General features: G+C 63.3%; 14 protein-coding genes. 7 read left to right on the top strand and 7 right to left on the bottom strand.

Features of this window, described 5'->3' with window-relative positions; translation table 11 throughout:
* Window positions 1-42 precede the first annotated feature (42 nt).
* On the top strand, window positions 43-1,458 hold the full coding sequence (locus AC5Y5C_RS13885; RefSeq protein ID WP_499973242.1) for a MinD/ParA family ATP-binding protein: 1,416 nt from the start codon (window positions 43-45) through the stop codon (window positions 1,456-1,458).
* A 33-nt stretch (window positions 1,459-1,491) separates the two neighbouring features.
* On the opposite strand, the gene AC5Y5C_RS13880 is transcribed toward AC5Y5C_RS13885, so the two are convergent.
* Complete coding sequence (locus tag AC5Y5C_RS13880; RefSeq protein WP_099051365.1) at window positions 1,492-1,653, bottom strand: hypothetical protein; 162 nt, start codon at window positions 1,651-1,653, stop codon at window positions 1,492-1,494.
* Window positions 1,654-1,729: 76 nt separating this feature from the next.
* On the opposite strand from AC5Y5C_RS13880, the gene AC5Y5C_RS13875 reads away from it, so the two are divergent.
* Window positions 1,730-2,071 carry a DUF4229 domain-containing protein gene (locus tag AC5Y5C_RS13875; RefSeq protein ID WP_499972924.1) on the top strand — a complete coding sequence of 114 codons (342 nt, stop codon included), beginning with the start codon at window positions 1,730-1,732 and terminating at the stop codon, window positions 2,069-2,071.
* Window positions 2,072-2,098: 27 nt separating this feature from the next.
* Here AC5Y5C_RS13875 and AC5Y5C_RS13870 read toward each other — a convergent pair whose 3' ends face one another.
* The 3 genes from AC5Y5C_RS13870 to AC5Y5C_RS13860 are packed head-to-tail and all read right to left on the bottom strand — an operon-like array spanning window position 2,099 to window position 6,022.
* Window positions 2,099-3,262, bottom strand: coding sequence for a hypothetical protein (locus AC5Y5C_RS13870; RefSeq protein WP_499973240.1), 1,164 nt, complete (start codon window positions 3,260-3,262; stop codon window positions 2,099-2,101).
* Window positions 3,263-3,275: 13 nt separating this feature from the next.
* A complete protein-coding gene (locus AC5Y5C_RS13865; RefSeq protein WP_499972922.1) occupies window positions 3,276-4,535 on the bottom strand; it encodes a sulfotransferase in 1,260 nt (419 codons plus the stop codon).
* Window positions 4,536-4,552: 17 nt separating this feature from the next.
* Window positions 4,553-6,022 carry a flavin-containing monooxygenase gene (locus AC5Y5C_RS13860; RefSeq protein WP_499972921.1) on the bottom strand — a complete coding sequence of 490 codons (1,470 nt, stop codon included), beginning with the start codon at window positions 6,020-6,022 and terminating at the stop codon, window positions 4,553-4,555.
* Between the two features lie 51 nt (window positions 6,023-6,073).
* On the opposite strand from AC5Y5C_RS13860, the gene AC5Y5C_RS13855 reads away from it, so the two are divergent.
* Entirely contained in the window at window positions 6,074-7,018 is a 945-nt protein-coding gene (locus AC5Y5C_RS13855; RefSeq protein WP_499972919.1) for an SDR family NAD(P)-dependent oxidoreductase, read from the top strand.
* 5 nt (window positions 7,019-7,023) lie between these two features.
* Here the strand turns inward: AC5Y5C_RS13855 and AC5Y5C_RS13850 are convergent, their stop codons facing one another.
* Window positions 7,024-9,168, bottom strand: coding sequence for an aminotransferase class III-fold pyridoxal phosphate-dependent enzyme (locus AC5Y5C_RS13850; protein WP_499973239.1), 2,145 nt, complete (start codon window positions 9,166-9,168; stop codon window positions 7,024-7,026).
* A 26-nt stretch (window positions 9,169-9,194) separates the two neighbouring features.
* Window positions 9,195-10,580 (bottom strand): wax ester/triacylglycerol synthase family O-acyltransferase, encoded by a 1,386-nt coding sequence (locus AC5Y5C_RS13845; protein WP_499972917.1) that lies wholly within the window; start codon window positions 10,578-10,580, stop codon window positions 9,195-9,197.
* Window positions 10,581-10,796: 216 nt separating this feature from the next.
* On the opposite strand from AC5Y5C_RS13845, the gene AC5Y5C_RS13840 reads away from it, so the two are divergent.
* Window positions 10,797-11,270, top strand: coding sequence for a nitroreductase family deazaflavin-dependent oxidoreductase (locus tag AC5Y5C_RS13840; protein ID WP_499973238.1), 474 nt, complete (start codon window positions 10,797-10,799; stop codon window positions 11,268-11,270).
* On the opposite strand, the gene AC5Y5C_RS13835 is transcribed toward AC5Y5C_RS13840, so the two are convergent.
* Window positions 11,257-12,588: a cytochrome P450 gene (locus AC5Y5C_RS13835; protein WP_499973235.1), complete on the bottom strand. Its 1,332-nt coding sequence runs from the start codon at window positions 12,586-12,588 to the stop codon at window positions 11,257-11,259. The genes AC5Y5C_RS13840 and AC5Y5C_RS13835 overlap by 14 nt on opposite strands.
* Window positions 12,589-12,993: 405 nt before the next feature.
* Between AC5Y5C_RS13835 and AC5Y5C_RS13830 the strand changes: the two genes are divergently transcribed.
* From AC5Y5C_RS13830 to AC5Y5C_RS13820, 3 genes are read left to right on the top strand one after another with little or no spacing between them, the layout of a single operon-like run.
* Complete coding sequence (locus tag AC5Y5C_RS13830) at window positions 12,994-14,166, top strand: cytochrome P450 (protein WP_499972914.1); 1,173 nt, start codon at window positions 12,994-12,996, stop codon at window positions 14,164-14,166.
* A gap of 55 nt (window positions 14,167-14,221) precedes the next feature.
* Complete coding sequence (locus AC5Y5C_RS13825; protein ID WP_499972913.1) at window positions 14,222-14,443, top strand: helix-turn-helix domain-containing protein; 222 nt, start codon at window positions 14,222-14,224, stop codon at window positions 14,441-14,443.
* Between the two features lie 6 nt (window positions 14,444-14,449).
* Window positions 14,450-15,031 carry a Clp protease N-terminal domain-containing protein gene (locus tag AC5Y5C_RS13820; protein WP_499972911.1) on the top strand — a complete coding sequence of 194 codons (582 nt, stop codon included), beginning with the start codon at window positions 14,450-14,452 and terminating at the stop codon, window positions 15,029-15,031.
* The last annotated feature ends 325 nt before the right edge of the window (window positions 15,032-15,356 follow it).

The raw sequence follows: 15,356 nt of genomic DNA, 5'->3' as shown, positions 1-15,356 counted from the left end.
ACGGCCCCGCCGTGGGCAGCACAGGAGCCCGCGCAGCCGGTGATGTACGGCCAGAGCGCGCCGCAGCAGCCCCACGAGATGACTCAACAGTTCCAGGCGGTCCCGTTCCAGGATCCGTTCGCACCACAGCAGGACATCGCGGGCCTGGGACATGATCCCTCAGTGCCCTCGCTGAATACGCTGGGCGGCTCATTCGCACCGCTCGATTTCACGCCGTCCGGTGGGCAGGAGGGCACCGATCCCACTGCGGTCGGTGCCGCCGGATCATCCGGCGGCCAAGGCGGCCCCGGAGGTTTCAGGGCCGACAACCGATTCAGCGACTCGGCCGAGCGGCCCGGACAGCTGACGCCCTTCACGGCGGACCGCTGGGCGAGCGACACTCCCGCATCGGGTATTCCTCAACAGACACAGCAGGGCCAGCAGCCCGCTGCCGGCGGCTCGCGGTACTACACCCCGGTCGGCGGCCAGCAGACCGGGATCGGATCCCAGATTCGGCCCGAGCTACCGCCGTCTTCGCGCGACCTGTCCACGTCAGCGCTGTTGCGCCCGCACAAGCCGGCGCCGTCCGCCGGGTGGCGCAAGACCGTCTACCGTGCGTCGTTCGGAACGATCAACCTCGGCGAGGGTACTAAGAAGACAGAGGAAAACGACCTCGTCGCGCAGGTGAATCAGCCGTTGCAGGGCTGCTACAAGATCGCGCTGCTGAGCCTCAAGGGAGGCGTCGGCAAGACGACCGTCACGGCAACTCTCGGCGCTACCTTCGCGTCCATCCGTGGTGACCGGGTCATCGCCGTCGACGCGAACCCGGACCGCGGCACGCTGAGCCAGAAGGTGCCGCTGGAGACGCCGGCCACGGTGCGTCACCTGCTGCGCGACGCCAACTCGATCCAGCGTTATAGCGATGTCCGCAGTTACACCTCGCAGGGGCCGAGCCGCCTGGAGGTGCTCGCGTCGGAAAGCGATCCGGCGGTGTCCGAAGCGTTCAGCGCCGAGGACTATTCGCGCACGCTGGAGATTCTTGAGCGCTTTTACAGCGTCGTACTCACGGACTGTGGTACCGGACTCATGCACTCGGCGATGTCCTCGGTGCTGGAGCAGGCCGACACCCTCGTGGTGATCAGCTCAGGCTCGGTTGACGGTGCGCGCAGCGCCTCGGCGACCCTGGACTGGCTCGATGCGCATGGTCATCGCGAGCTGGTGCGCCGCTCGGTTGCGGTCATCAACGCGGTGCGTCCGCGCTCGGGCAAGGTCGATATGCAAAAGGTTGTCGACCACTTTTCGCGGCGGTGCCGTGCGGTGCGTTTGGTGCCGTTCGATCCGCACCTGGAAGAGGGCGCCGAGATCAGCCTGGACCGGCTCCGTCCCGCGACGCGTCGTTCGCTCATTGAGCTGGCTGCCGTCGTCGCGCAGGGTTTCACCGGTACACAGCGCCAGCAACAGCAGACGTTCCAGGGCTAGTCGTTAGTCGTGCGGCCGGCCGGCCGCACCACCTCAGTGCTCGGACGGGTCGTCCCGACTGATGCGCCAGAGGAATTCGGGGTCATCGTCGGGGCCGGTCACGCGGGTCTGCGGACGGGTCGGGACCGACTGACTGATCCGCCATCCGGCGTAGACCAGCGCGCCGAGCACGACCGCGATGAGCACGTAGTACACAAGAGCCTCCTGAACAACTAACTCCGAATATACGCGCGGCTAAGGCTGGTGTTCGGTGCAGCGATAGGGTGGTGACGTGGCTGAACGGTCGCCGGGGAGCCGGCTCGCTATCGATATCGCGTTGTACACGCTGGCGCGGTTGGGTCTGGCGGTCGTCCTGACTCTCATCATCTTCTGGGCGGCCCGGCTCATCGGATACCAGGACTTCCCCTTGGCGATCGCGATCCTGTTCGCGTTGATCATCGCGCTGCCGTTGGGGATGGCGGTGTTCGCACCGCTGCGCCGTCGGGTGACTGCCAGTATCGCCGTCGTAGACGAGCGCCGCCGGGCCGTGCGTGCCGATCTGCAGGCGCGGCTGCGCGGCGAAAAACCCGATGAAGCCGCAGGGCCGTCGACCACCGACAAGGACTCCGCCTAGCGCTCGTGCAGCACGGACTGTGGCGCGTTATCCCAACATCCGCGCCGCCACCGCCGTCTGCCGTGCGGCGATGCGGGTGTGCCACTGCTGCGCCGTCACTGTGCTGTCCTTGTAGAACGGCAAGGTGCCGGGGAGACGGTCGAAATCCATCACTTCAGCATGGGGGCCGTCGTCGTCGAGGATGGGGCGGTCTGTCCGCTGCCAGCGGAACTTCAGGAAGCCGCGGCGGTGTCCCACGGTCTCGATCCAGTTGGCGATACCGGGGTTCTGGTCACTGATCACCAGCCGAATCATGCCGTCGGGGTCCACATGGGACTGCTGTGCGTTCAGTGACGTCTGATGGTTGGCGTAGTCCAGCGACACGTACCACATGCTGCCCACCTGGAAACCTTGGTACGGCGCATCGGATTTCGGCACGGTCACGACGAGAGCCTGGTGAGGTTCGAGTTCGAAGTAGCCCACCGATGAGAACTGGGTGGCTAGCCCGCCGGGAGTGATGCGCGGTGGTTCGAAGACATTGGCGGGATTGTTCATGTAGAACCACTGGGGGAACTGCAGCCAGGTCTTCACTCGATTGACCAAATGCAGCCCTGCGCCCATATATCGTCCGGCGATGAAGTCCTTGGTGATGGGGGAAGCCCCCGAGCCGATGGTGTCGGCACGGCTGATCACTACCGTGCCACGCTTTTCGGACCAGTCGTTGTAGGCCTCCCGGACGATCAGCTGAGCGGGCCGCGGCGCAATGGGGATGTGTTGGTGGCAGTCCGCGATTGGCGTCGCACCGATGCTGACCCGGTAGCTGCCGTCCTCGGCGATTATCAGGTCACGATCGTCGAAGGCGGTGACGTTGCCCGGTATTTCGGTATCGGTGTAGTCGCTGTCGAGCAGCTGGAAGTTGAGGTCGACGGTGCTGCCGCGAGTACCGCTGAGTACGTAGTCATGGCGTCCGTCGATCTGCGTGGCGAAGTACAGGAAATCCGGGTTGTCGAGCCCCATTTTGGTGAAAGGGCCTGTCCCGCTGAGCAAGATCGGATGATCGGTGCTGAAGTTGAAGACCAAATGCAGAGAAGCAGCGATACTCCCGGCGAGGTACTCGAGGCCTTCGAGGAGGTCCGATTCCGATTCGATATGAGGCGCGGTGGTGACGAGCCGTTCGGCCTCGGCAATGGCGTCGGTGAACGGTCGTGTCACCGCGTCGTCGAACTCATCGGTGCTCACGCACTCCACCACTTTCACGTTCGATCGAGAAGTACTCGACGTATCGTCGGTATGCGTCGTCCACCTCTGCTGTCGTCAGTCCGAATTGTTCGAGGCTGTATCGGTGCTCGCCATGCTTGTGCTGTTTGTTCCTGCGCAACGACGTCTGCATGGCCGCGACCGCTTCGTCAGAGAGTGGGCGTCCGGCCGCCTTACAGATACGGCGCGCTGCGCTCATCGGATCATTCAGCAGTTCAGGGTAATTGATGTCGATAAACGACTCAGGATGGTCGCCGCGAACCGCGATCGCGCGGTCGATGATCGCCGCGTTCTTGCCGAGCCAGTATCGGGAGAGCCGATGATGGTCCACGCGGTCGCTGAACAGTGCCTGGTAGTGCGCCAGCATGCTTGACGACGACGCCGTGGTCTGTGCCGGGTCCCGGTGGGTCCAGACCACCACTGCGCCCGGGTAGACCCGCAGTAGCACGTCCATGTGCTCCAGGTGCGCAGGGGTTTTGAGTATCCAGCGCCCGCGGGGCTGTTGCCACTGGAGTACTTGGAGAAGTAGTCGGTGCAGCTCGTAGGCGGGCTGCATGTCCTGTACGGCAAGCCAACTCGCATAGGCTGGGACGTGGAACATCACCTCGGGCATCTGGCTGTGCAGCGCAAAATCGAGCAACAGAACATCCTCCTCGGGCGACTCCGCCTCCACCGAGTGGATGGCGAAGAACTGAGGTGCCAGATACCGCAACGAGCTTTCGTCTTTGGCGGCCTTGGCTATTCGCAGATCGGCCGCGCCGGCGGATTCGCGCGGGTGGGGGAGAGGCTGGGCGCCTTCCCACGACCTCATCGAGCCCGCTGCCGGGTCGGCAGCAAGGAGCCGGTGCAGCAGGGTGGTTCCGGTGCGCTGGAGGCCGACGATGACGATCGGCGGCTCCACCTGCAGTTCCGCGATCTCGGGGTGTCTTCTGATCAGTTCACGCAAACGCAGGCGCGTGCTCAACATCCCGATGAGACGCACTTGCACCATCTTTCGGCCCAGGAAACTGAGCTCTGCTTCGTCGCGCAGCGAGGCCACCAGAACCTCCAGCGCGGTGTCGAGGTAGCTGTCGGGAATCCATGGCAATCCGGCGGCTCGGCTTGCCGCGACCCGTAGCCCCTGCGCGTCGAGCCTCGGGGCCGCGCCGATCCGCGCAAGCGGTCGTCCGGCATGATTCAGCATGCGGATCGGCCACGGACGGGTGACGTGGAATGCCGGTCTCGTCATTGCCTGGTCCAACGGTCCTATCCCGCAGCACTTTGTGAGAATAGGAGATTGTCGTCCTGGACTGGTTGCGCGCGTGCCATCCACATGTCCCGGTAGTAGTTCATGCTCAGCCGCCACGGCGGTCTCGATCCCTGGCGTGGCAGGTCGGCCAGCACGCGTTCCACATAACCCGGGCGGTACCCCGTGAATGGCTCCAGAGTCACCGATTCGTCATTGAGATGTGGTGTCACAGAGGCGATTCGGTTGGAGGTGAGGTAGTCGAGCAGCCTGCTGACGTACCGCGACACGATGTCTGCCTTGAGCGTGTAGCTCGCCGCCTGATATCCGACGGTGAATGCGAAATTCGGTACCCCGTCGAGCATCATCCCCTTGTAGCAGACGGTACTGCTGAAGTCGATGGGCTCGTCGTCGCGGTAGAACTCGATACCGCCGAACAGGCGCATATGAAATCCGGTGGCCGCCACCACGACGTCGGCCGGCACCTGCTCACCGGAGGTGAGAACGAGGCCGGTCTCGGTGAACCTCTCGATTTCTCCGGTCACCATGCTGAGGTCCCCGCGTCCGATCGATTCGAACAGGTTGCCGTCGAGGATCAGGCACAACCGGTTGTCCCAGATCTTGTAACGCGGCCGGAAATGGGTCTCAAGGTCGTAGCCTTCTGGGAGTTCGCGTTTGGCACGGGCAATGATGGCCTCGCCCATGCGTTCTGGGACCCGGCGGGCGAGGTAGAGGGAAAGTGTCATGAGGGAGATGTTCTTGGCGCGGATGATCTGCAGTGCCAGGCTGTCGGGAAGCCAGCGCAAGAGCAGATTGGCGAAGCGATCACGTTGCGGGCGGCTGACAACGTAGCTTGGCGAGCGTTGCACCACGCTGACATGTCGGGCCTCCTCGGCCAGTCGCGGGGCGAGGGTCATGGCGGTGGCTCCGCTGCCGATGAGGGCCACCCTTTTGTCTTTCAGGACCAGGTCCTCGGGCCACTCCTGCGGATGCACCACGGGGCCTGGGAAGTTGTCGATCCCGGGAAACTCCGGCAAGTATCCCCCGTCGTAGCGGTAATAGCCGGTGCACACCATGAGAAACGAAGAAGTCATGGTCCGGAGGCCATCCGGGGTATCCACCACCACGGTCCACGTGGCGGTAGCCGATGACCACCGCGCCTCGCGCACTCCGTGGTTGAACCGGATGAGCCGCTCGAGATTCTCCTTGGCGACCACATCTTTGAGATATTGCAGGATCGTGTCACCGTCCACGATCGCGTCTTGGCCGGTCCACGGTGCGAAAGAGAAGCTGAGCGTGTACATGTCCGAGTCGCAGCGCACGCCCGGGTAGCGGAAGAGGCTCCATGTGCCGCCTATCTCCGAACGGTTTTCCAGCACCGCGACGTTCAACGACGGGCAGTGCCTGGCGAAATGCCACGCCGCACTGATTCCGGCGATACCGGCACCCACGACGAGGACGTCGACAGCTTGGTCGTGTTCGAAGCTCACCTGGGTCTCCCTGCCTGATTCGAAATGATTATGGCCGTATATTCCTGATCTATGCGCCGAACCAGCAGTCGATCGCTGGTCCTGACGGGTGCCACGTCCGGGCTTGGGTCAGCATTGGCTCAGCTCCTCGCCGACTCCGGCCCCTATGGACTGATTATGTTGTGCCGCAATGAAAGACGCCGCGATGAGTTGATCAGTCGATTCGGGGCAGATGGCGTGCACTACGTGGTGTGCGATCTCGCCGTGCTGGCGAGCATTCGGGAAGCCGCAGCCCAACTCAATGATGCTGTGCGCGTTGGTGACCTGAGGCCGATCGGCTCGGTGGTGCTCAACGCAGCGATTCATCCGGGGCGCCGACCGGGACCCGCGTACGGGGGCCTCGACGGCACGATGATCACCAATCTGGTAGGGCCGCACCTGCTGCTGGCGCTGCTGTCGCCGTCTCTGGGCGACGGAGCGCGGGTGGTGTTTGTGGGTTCCGGCGCTCACGATCGTCAACGTTGGTGGACCGGGCTTCCGCAACCCTCCAGTCTTCCACTGGCGCAGGCATGCCTGCCCGGTGCGCTGGGCGGGCCGCAAGCCTATGTGACCAGCAAGAGGGGCACGGTGGAGCTCTGTCGCGCCTACTCCGAACGAACCCCGGCCGACTACGCTGTGCTCTCGTACGATCCGGGGATCATGCCGGCGACCGGCATCACCAGAAACATGAATAGGGTGTCTCGCTGGCTGTTCCGTACGGTCCTCACCACATTGGAGCGTTCCGAGGGCTTCAGCACACCGGAACGGTCGGCCGACTGGTTGTACGGCTTCCTCACGTCCGGTGATACGCCGCCCGGTCTCGCCTACGCGAAGATTGATCACTATCTGTCGTGGCCCACCGCGAGTTCGATCGACGACGCGCGAGCGCTGTTTCAGGAGGCCAACGAAATCGCGGGTATAACTGCCGGTTTGGTGGCCCCGTGGTGGTTGGGGGCAGGTCCGCGGCAAGCAGGCTGACCCGCTCACATCGCCCGCTCCTTTGTGGCGGCCCGGGACAGGATGGACCCGGGCATGAGCCGCTGGAGCTGCCGTTTCACCATGTAGGTCGTCAGACCTGCGACACAACGCACCAGCGTGGCGTACACCGTGACCGGAGTGACACCGTCGAATCCTCGTTCCAGCCGGTCGACGGCCTCGGCCATGGTCCCGGTGGGAGGGAACAGCGGGGGGAAGAAGCGGCCGCGGCCCAGGACCACCTGGCAGCGCCGCAGGATCAGGTCTTCCATTGCCTGGCCCAGTAATTCCCCCATCAGGCCGTTCTCCTGGAACGGGAAGTATCGGGAATCCACGACAAGGCGTAGATGTGCGCCGTAGCCTTCGACCGACTGGTACAGCGGTGACCGGGATGCGAGACGGCGTAGACCGTCGGCGAGGGTGGCACGTTCGGCTCGGCGCTGGATGTGTAACTCTGGGGTGTCGACGCTCCGCAGGGCGTGCCAGGCAATGTGCGCACCGAGGTTGTTTCGATATCGGCTCTGTAGATCGGCCACCGCACGGGCGTTCGTTCCGCGCGCAGCGTCTACCACCGTCGATGTCGCTAGTGTCGCCGCCACCGGAAACATCATGTCCGATAAGGGTTTAGCGATGGTGACGATATCCACGGCGCCGGGCATCCATGTCTGTTGAAGCAGGAACGTCTCGGCGCTGCGCCACACGCCGGTGAGCACTTCGTCGATGCCGACGAGGAATCCGCGGCGTTGTCTGGCGTCGGCGACTATGCGCAATAGCTCGGGCGGTATCGCGCGGCATGACATCCCTTGGATCAGCTCACACCACACCAGCCCCACATCCGGGTGCTCCAGGGCCTTGGCGAGCTCCTGGGCTGCCTGGGCGCCGAAGGGGTCGATGAACACCACATCCGGGTAGTACGGCTCGAATGCGCCGTCGACGCTGGCCGAACGCTGGGGTCCATAGCGGCTGACATTGAGCGTAGAGATGGTCTTACCCGAGAAGTTGCCCCGGAAGGTGACGATCCGTGGTTTGTCGGGGCGTGCCAGCCGCGCCAGTGACAGCGCGGCCTCCACGCTCGTGGCCCCGCTGACCGCCGGCAGGATTTCATCGAAACCGCTTATTGCACACAATAACTTAGACAACCGTGCGGTGTAATCCGCCTGCTCGTCGTGCTCATTCAATACTGCTGCGAGGTCCGGTGGATTGTGCCCACGTAGGTTGGCGCCGTTACCGAGCGCGCAGTCAAGCAGTGTTGTGCCGTCCCGCAACAGGATCCGTGCTCCGTCGGCTTCCGAGAAGTCGAAATCGAGGCCGAAGGCCTCCATCAGGTCGGCTGCCGATGGATTCGAGAACCGGCGGAAGTGGTCGTTGCGCGCCCGACGCGACGTGTGGATATCGGCGAGCACCGTTTCCTGAAACTCGTCGACGTGCCCATGGCGGCGTAGTGTTTCGACAACCAGCGTCAACGCAGTGGCGTTCGCGGCGAATGTCGAGGTCTGCGCCATGGCGTCCAGCGGGTTGTTCCAGACGCCATACGCTTGTTGTGACATCGAGTAGGAGCCGAACGGAGCCTGGAAGTCGGTGAGGTTCTCACCGAAGACGAATACGTCACCGTCGGGCCATCGGCCGGCATCGGTGACACCCAATGGACGGCTCTCCGCTATCACTCGGATCATGTTGTGCCGCTGTGCTGTCGACAGCAGCTCAGCCGAGTCCTGGCCAGGATCGAGGACCACCAGCCCCGACCAGGGCCGCGCCGAGAGCTCCGTCAGTGCCTCTGTAGGAGATGACACGAACCGCACATGTCGTGTCATCCCCGCATGGTCGCCCTCGCCGAGAGGATCGAAGTACCGCCGCAGTCTTTCACCGCGGTCCGCAACCAGAATCCAGCTCTCGGAGTGTCGATCGTCATCCACCTTGCTGGTGTGACGGATCAACCGGATAGCCCCCGACAACGCCTCTTCCAGCGAGTTGCCGTAATAGGTGACGTAATCCGTACCGCTAGGTAGTAATTCGTTGATCAGGTATCCGGCCTGTGCGCTCTCAGCCGTGATCGCCAGTCCCGCGACGAGAATGTTGGGTCGTTTGGACTTGTTGAGCCCGATCAGGGTGTCGATCGTGTCCCGGGTGGCGGCACGGTACCTATCGGCGTTCAGGGCGGCGCCCGCCCGTTCTTGGCCGCTCACCTGGACATTGCCTCGGCAGTATCCAGTGCCGCCGATAATTCGGCGAGTGCCTCTTTGTACCCCGCGGCGATATCGGCGAGCGCGGGGATGATCTCGGGGCAAGCGATCAGCCCCACGTTGAGCCGGTCGTCGTGAGAGGCAACCGTGACGAACAGCGCACCACCGTCGAATGGTGCGCCGAAGGGATAGAACCCGGTCACCCGTGCTCCGGCGAAATACAGATCCGCGTGCCGCCCACCAATATTCGACAGCACGAGGTTCTGCATCACCTTGTGTCTGTCGGCCATGCGAAGACGGGAGTACGCACGGAACAACAGACCCCAGTACCGGGCACTGAAGTCGAACCAGTCGTGGATCCGCCCGGGCCCCAGCGCTTCGGCATGTACCTTGGCCGCATCGGTGATGGATGCGATCTCCCGTGCTCGCTGCACAGGGTCGTCGGTGCGCGTCTGCAGACTGGTCAGCAGACCGGTGGTGCGGTTGCGGCCATGCTGCCCGGGTTTGTCGTGCACCGAGACCGGGACGAAGGCTCGCAGCGGTTCGTCCGGGAGTTCGTCGCGTGCCATGAGGTACTTGCGCATCACGGTCGCGGTCAGCGCCAGCATGACGTCGTTGAGCTTGACGTCCAGCCTCCTTTTCACCTGCAGCACATCGGCGATCGGCAGGCTGACCCACGCCAGGTTTCGGTTGGAGGTCAGCGTGGTGTTGAACGACGTGCGCGGCGCGGACATCGGCGCGGGTACGCCGGGCGGAAGCTCCGGGGCATGGCCGTGGCGACGTGACCTGATGTTCTCGGCCAGCATTTTGGCCATTTTGAGGGGCTTACCAGTAAGGGTGCGCAAGCCCCCCAGCATCAGGGCGAGTGGCTCGATCGGCCCGGCATCGCGGACCACCGCCAACTCGGTGGCTTCATTGCCGCATAGCTGACCCAGCTGCGAATTGCCGCGAACGCCATCGAGGCTCGCGTTATGGCGCTTGATGAGAATCGCCACATTCCCGTCGCTCAGGCCCTCCAACACCCAGATTCCCCACAGCGGATAGCGCTGATCAAGGGGCACCGAGGCGATCTCGGAGCAGCGCTGGGCGAGCTGCGCGTCCGTGCCCGGCGAGGGGAGGACGACGCGATGCACATGGCGATTCAGGTCGAACGAGCTGTCAGCGACCCAGAAGGGATGCCCGAGGTTGTACCACGGGTCGTACGCCCTCTCGGTATAGGTGGGGATCTCGGCGACTCGCGAGTTCAGCCAGTCGCGGACGGCTTCAAAGCTGTAACCGTCCGGCATGGTGGACGTGTCGAGGATGACGACACCGTAACCCTGGTGATAGTGCGTGGGTGTCTCGAGGTATAGGAAGCTCGCGTCGTATCCGGTTAGCTGTTCCATGCTCAGTTCTTCCTATCGGCGGCAGCGGAATTCGGTTCGGTCACAAGGTTCTCGGGGTTTGTGATCACTGGCTTCACATCAGGGCTGATCGCTCCGATTCGACTTGGCGCGCCATCGGCAAGCGCTATCGTCATGGCATTGTTGGTTTCTGAATTTGGGGAGGTTGACATCGACTCGTCGGCGGAGGTATGGCAGGAGCGGGGCGGGCTCGTCGGAGTGATCCGCAGGGCTGTGCTGTCCGTGGGGCACCACAATCTGGCGGCGCCGATCCGGCGGTCCTCCGTCCTCGCGGACCGTGTGCTGTATCGGCTCGCGGGTGGGCGGTGGACCATCACGGCCGTCTCGCGGATTCCATCGTTGACCTTGTTGGTCACGAACGGGCGCGGAGAGGTAGTCGTTGTGCCGTTGCAGTACTTGATGATCGACGGGGCGGTATACGTGGTCGGCACAAACTGGTCTCGGCCGAACCATCCGCTGTGGTCGTCGTGGTTGATCAAACGGCCCAACTGTCGTGTGAACATCGGTGGCAGCGAGAGGGCCTGCACGGCAGAGCCTTTGCGGGGAGCCGAACGTGATGTTATCTGGGCCCGTATCTTACGGCTGTCTCCATACCACGCAGATGTAGAACGCAAGGCGCAACGCCAGCCCCGTGTGTTCAGGTTGAGGGAGTCCATTGTCAGCGTGAACTAACTACGCGCACAGCGAACTTGGGGGATGGAGAGCTGGAAGATACCCGGTTGGAGAGCCGGTAAGACGGAGAGCTGAGTTCCAGCGCGCGACGATGGATGATGCGCGCGAGCATGAGCTGCATCAACGATTCGGCCAGCCCCTTGCCGACGCACATGTGCGGCCCGCGTCCGAACGGTGAGTATGCACCTGGCGTGCGGTTGGGCCCCACCGAGTCGCCGTACCGGTCGACGTCGAACCGCATCGGGTCGGGGTAGAACTCGCTGAGGAAGTGGGGGACGGTGGTGCCGACAAACACCCCGTCGCCGCGCCGGATGCGATGCCCGTGGAACTCGAAATCCTGTGCTGCCACGCGAATGATGAAGGAGGCGATCGGGTGTAGCCGCATCGCCTCCATGACGGCCCCGTGTAGTACGGGGGTGGAGTGAAACAGGCCGTCATGGGTAATCCCACCCGCGGCGAACATGGCGTCCACTTCGTGCTGGATCCTCGCCAAGACCGTGGGGTGTTTGAGGATCAGGTAGAGCGCGTAGGTCGCTGTTGCCGAGGTGGTTTCGACGCCCGCGAAGTAGGGCAACACCGAGTGGAACAGCATATTGCGCTGGTTGGTTGTCTCGGGATCATCGCGGCAGGATTCGAGGATGTCTTCCAGCAGTGCCGACTGGCGGGGCGCGTCGCCCGCCTGTGCGCGCCGTGCCAGAGCGACGGCCGACTGCGCTACGCCGACCATGCGCGACCGTGCGTTGACGTAGCGCGGTAGGCGCAGCATGAACTTCGGAATATGTTGTACCGGAGCGATCTTCAGGATGTCGCGGGTTACGAGCGCGATATCCTCGATGTCGCTGTCTGTGGGCCGGACGCCGCCGACGAAGGTGCCGACCTGTGCGATTGACAGCTTCTGCATTGCAGGCAGGACCGGCACCGATCGCCCTGGCTGCCAGTGCTTGTCGACGGCATCGTCGATCACCTCGACGGCTTCGGCGTAACGGCCGGAGATGGCCTCGCGCGAGTAGCCTCGCTGCAGCAGTGTGCGCCACTGCTTGTGCTGGGGTCCGTCCACGGCAACCAGCGAGTCTCTGCCGCCGAACTGTTCCTCGACGAAACGCCATGAGCTGCCGACTGTCAGGCACTCACGCCCTTGCTTGCTGCTCATGAAGGTGGCCGCGTCCGCTCCGGCGAGCACCGTGTACGTCTGATACGGCGTCTTGACTGTGAACACGGGGCCATGCCGCAGATACTTGTCGAACAGGTAGAAGGTGGGATCCAACATCAATCCCACGGTGTCGCCCAACCGGGGGAACCTGGACAACGCCCGGGCCACGCGCAGGCCCGGAGGGCTGACATAGGTCGTGGGCGATCCGGCGCGCGGACCGCTAGCCGTTTGTGTCAATTTCCACCCCTAGATGCCTGACCTGACGAACGATCGAATGCCTGTTTCTCCAACAAGTTGACACACTAGAACGTGTACTAATTTCTGTCCGCGCAATCGATAACCTTGATATGGACACCCTGCGTGTGAGCCCGAACCGGTGGCCTAATCTGCATGTAAGCAATGCGAGTGATATCGCTTATCGCACTATTACCAGTAAAGATAGATAAATAGAAGGTGTTAAGCAAATATCAGAGGTTTTCTGAATTTTACGGGCCCCGTCTCGACGGACCGCCTATGATGCCTGGTGTAATTGACTAGAGGTTCTATTTTTTGATCCTGGGGGCCAGTAATTTCATGCAACCGCCGCAGTTGCCCTTCGCCCGTGAGGGATTGTTCGTGCCAGCACCTCTGCAGCGGGAGCTGCAACGTGCCGGGACCGTGCACCGTGTGATCACCGCTGTCGGAGACCCCGCGTGGCTAGTCACCGGACACGCGGCAGTGCGGCAGTTATTCGATGACGATCGCGTGGGCCGGTCGCATCCCGCACCTGATACCGCCGCCCGGTCCGGCAAATCGGCCTTCTTCGGCGGACCGATCGGCAACTATGAGACCGAACGCGACGACCACGCCCGGGGCCGGCGTCTCATGCAACCGCACTTCACGCCAAAGCAGATGCGGGCGTTGGAAAGCCGCGTGCGCGAGCTGGCTGCCGAACTGCTGGACGCGATGATCGAGCAAGGGCCGCCAGCGGATTTGTATACAGCCATCGCCCAGCCTCTGCCGATGATGGTGTTGTGCGAACTGCTGGGTGTGCCCTATGGGGACAGGGCCGAGTTTCGTGAATGGACCACGGCCGCATCGAATACTCGCGATCGGAGCTTGTCTGAGTGGGGGATGGGACAGCTTTTCGTCTACGGGATGCACCTAGTTGGTCGTAAGCGTGCGGATCCCGGCGATGACGTGATCTCCCGGCTCTGTGCGGTGGAGGGTGTTGCTGACCACGAGATCGCCTCGCAATCGATGGCATTGCTTCTTGGTGGGCATGAGACCACCGTCGTCCAGCTCGGTCTGGCCACCCTGCTGCTCTTGGCGAATCCCGAACAGTGGGCTTTGCTTGTGGCACAACCGGAACTGGTGCCCAATGCGGTGGAGGAAACCTTGCGTGCCTCGCGCACCGGCGGTGGGGAGATTCCCCGATATGCACGTGAAGATCTCGACCTCGACGGGGTACATATCGCCGCCGGAGACCTCCTCTTGCTGGACGTCGGTGCGGCCAATCACGATCGGGATGTGTTCGGAGGACCGGACCGGCTGGATGTCACCCGGCATGCTGCGGCTCATGTCACGTTCGGGTATGGCGCGCGTTATTGCGTGGGCGCACCGCTCGCACGGTTGCAGCTCACCGAGGTGCTTGGGCAGCTCGTCGAGCGGCTACCCGGCCTGTGCCTGTGCAAGGACGTCTCGGAACTGACGATGCGGGCCGATCTGCTCACTGGGGGCTTGCTCGAGTTGCCTGTGTGCTGGTAGGCCCGCTTGTCAACATAGATTGACATCACAAAGATGTCAATCTATGTTGACAGACATGAGCGATCTTCCGACTGCCGATCTGGATGCTGCCGTCAGCAGCACCGACCCGGCCGTGGGGCTCCGGGCCGTGCAGGCGCTGCGACGCCTGTGTGAACGGCTGGAGGCGATCCATGTCGCCAACGCCCGCGGTCAGGGCTGGAGCTGGCAGGCCATCGCCGAGGCGCTCGAAGTGAGCCGTCAGGCAGTGCATCAGAAATACAACCGTGCGAGGAAGTGAGCAGCCATGTTTGAGAAGTTTCAGAAGTCGGCCAAGGTCGCCGTGGTGCTGTCACAGGAAGAAGCCCGTGAGATGGCGGAATCGCGGATCGGGGCCGAGCACGTTCTGGTTGGGGTGCTGGACAGCGCCGGCGGACAGCTTTCGGAGCTGCTGGGCGGGTACGGGCTGACTGCCGACACGGTGCGCGACCGACTCCGTGCCGGAACCCACGAGCCGCCGCTGGATGACGAGGACGCGCAGGCGCTCAAAGCCATCGGCATCGATCTGTCCCAAGTGCGTGACAATGTATCGAAAGTCTTTGGGCCGCAGGCCTTCGACGGAGCCTTCGAAAAGTCGGGGCGTCGCAGGGGGCGCGTACGTGGATGGCGTCCGTTCGGGATGATCCCGTTCAACTCATCGGCCAAGAAGTGCCTGGAGCTGGCCCTGCGGGAAGCTATTGCGCACAAAGACAATTGGATCGGATGCGAGCACATGATGCTGGGAATCCTGCGCGGTGGCGACCCGGTGGCACTGGCGGTCATTACCGAGCGCGTGCCCGCCGAGGAACTGCGGCAAGCCGTGGTCGGCTTGCTCGATCAGGCTGCGTAACTATCCCGGCCGTTGATGGAACGAAGGCTCCGCCACGGTGGGGATGACCCGAGGTCCGTCCACATGTCGCGTTAGCTGAGACGCGCAGCTCAACGCGGTGTGTGCGGTACCTTCTCGGTCGCGACGAGACGGCCGCCTCGGCCATTATCACCGACGTGACATATGGTCAATAGCTCGTTGTCCACCGCCCCCGCCGGGATCGGCCGACTCCGGCCGCCTCGCCGTGCTGTCCTCGTCTTGCCGAGCTTTTTGCCCAGGTAGTGGATGGTTGTAACCACATCGTGGGCCGCATACCCCTACCGGGGTAAGGGTTTATCGATTTCTT

The organism is Mycobacterium sp. NGS15 (assembly GCF_059813245.1).
This window is presented reverse-complemented; position numbering and strand designations above follow the sequence as displayed.

Coding starts and splice junctions, on each gene's coding strand:
- AC5Y5C_RS13885 (WP_499973242.1), top strand. CDS start 43: ATGTACGGCCAGAGCGCGCCGCAGCAGCCCCACGAGATGACTCAACAG.
- AC5Y5C_RS13865 (WP_499972922.1), bottom strand. CDS start 4,535: ATGACGAGACCGGCATTCCACGTCACCCGTCCGTGGCCGATCCGCATG.
- AC5Y5C_RS13855 (WP_499972919.1), top strand. CDS start 6,074: ATGCGCCGAACCAGCAGTCGATCGCTGGTCCTGACGGGTGCCACGTCC.
- AC5Y5C_RS13845 (WP_499972917.1), bottom strand. CDS start 10,580: ATGGAACAGCTAACCGGATACGACGCGAGCTTCCTATACCTCGAGACA.
- AC5Y5C_RS13830 (WP_499972914.1), top strand. CDS start 12,994: ATGCAACCGCCGCAGTTGCCCTTCGCCCGTGAGGGATTGTTCGTGCCA.
- AC5Y5C_RS13825 (WP_499972913.1), top strand. CDS start 14,222: ATGAGCGATCTTCCGACTGCCGATCTGGATGCTGCCGTCAGCAGCACC.
- AC5Y5C_RS13820 (WP_499972911.1), top strand. CDS start 14,450: ATGTTTGAGAAGTTTCAGAAGTCGGCCAAGGTCGCCGTGGTGCTGTCA.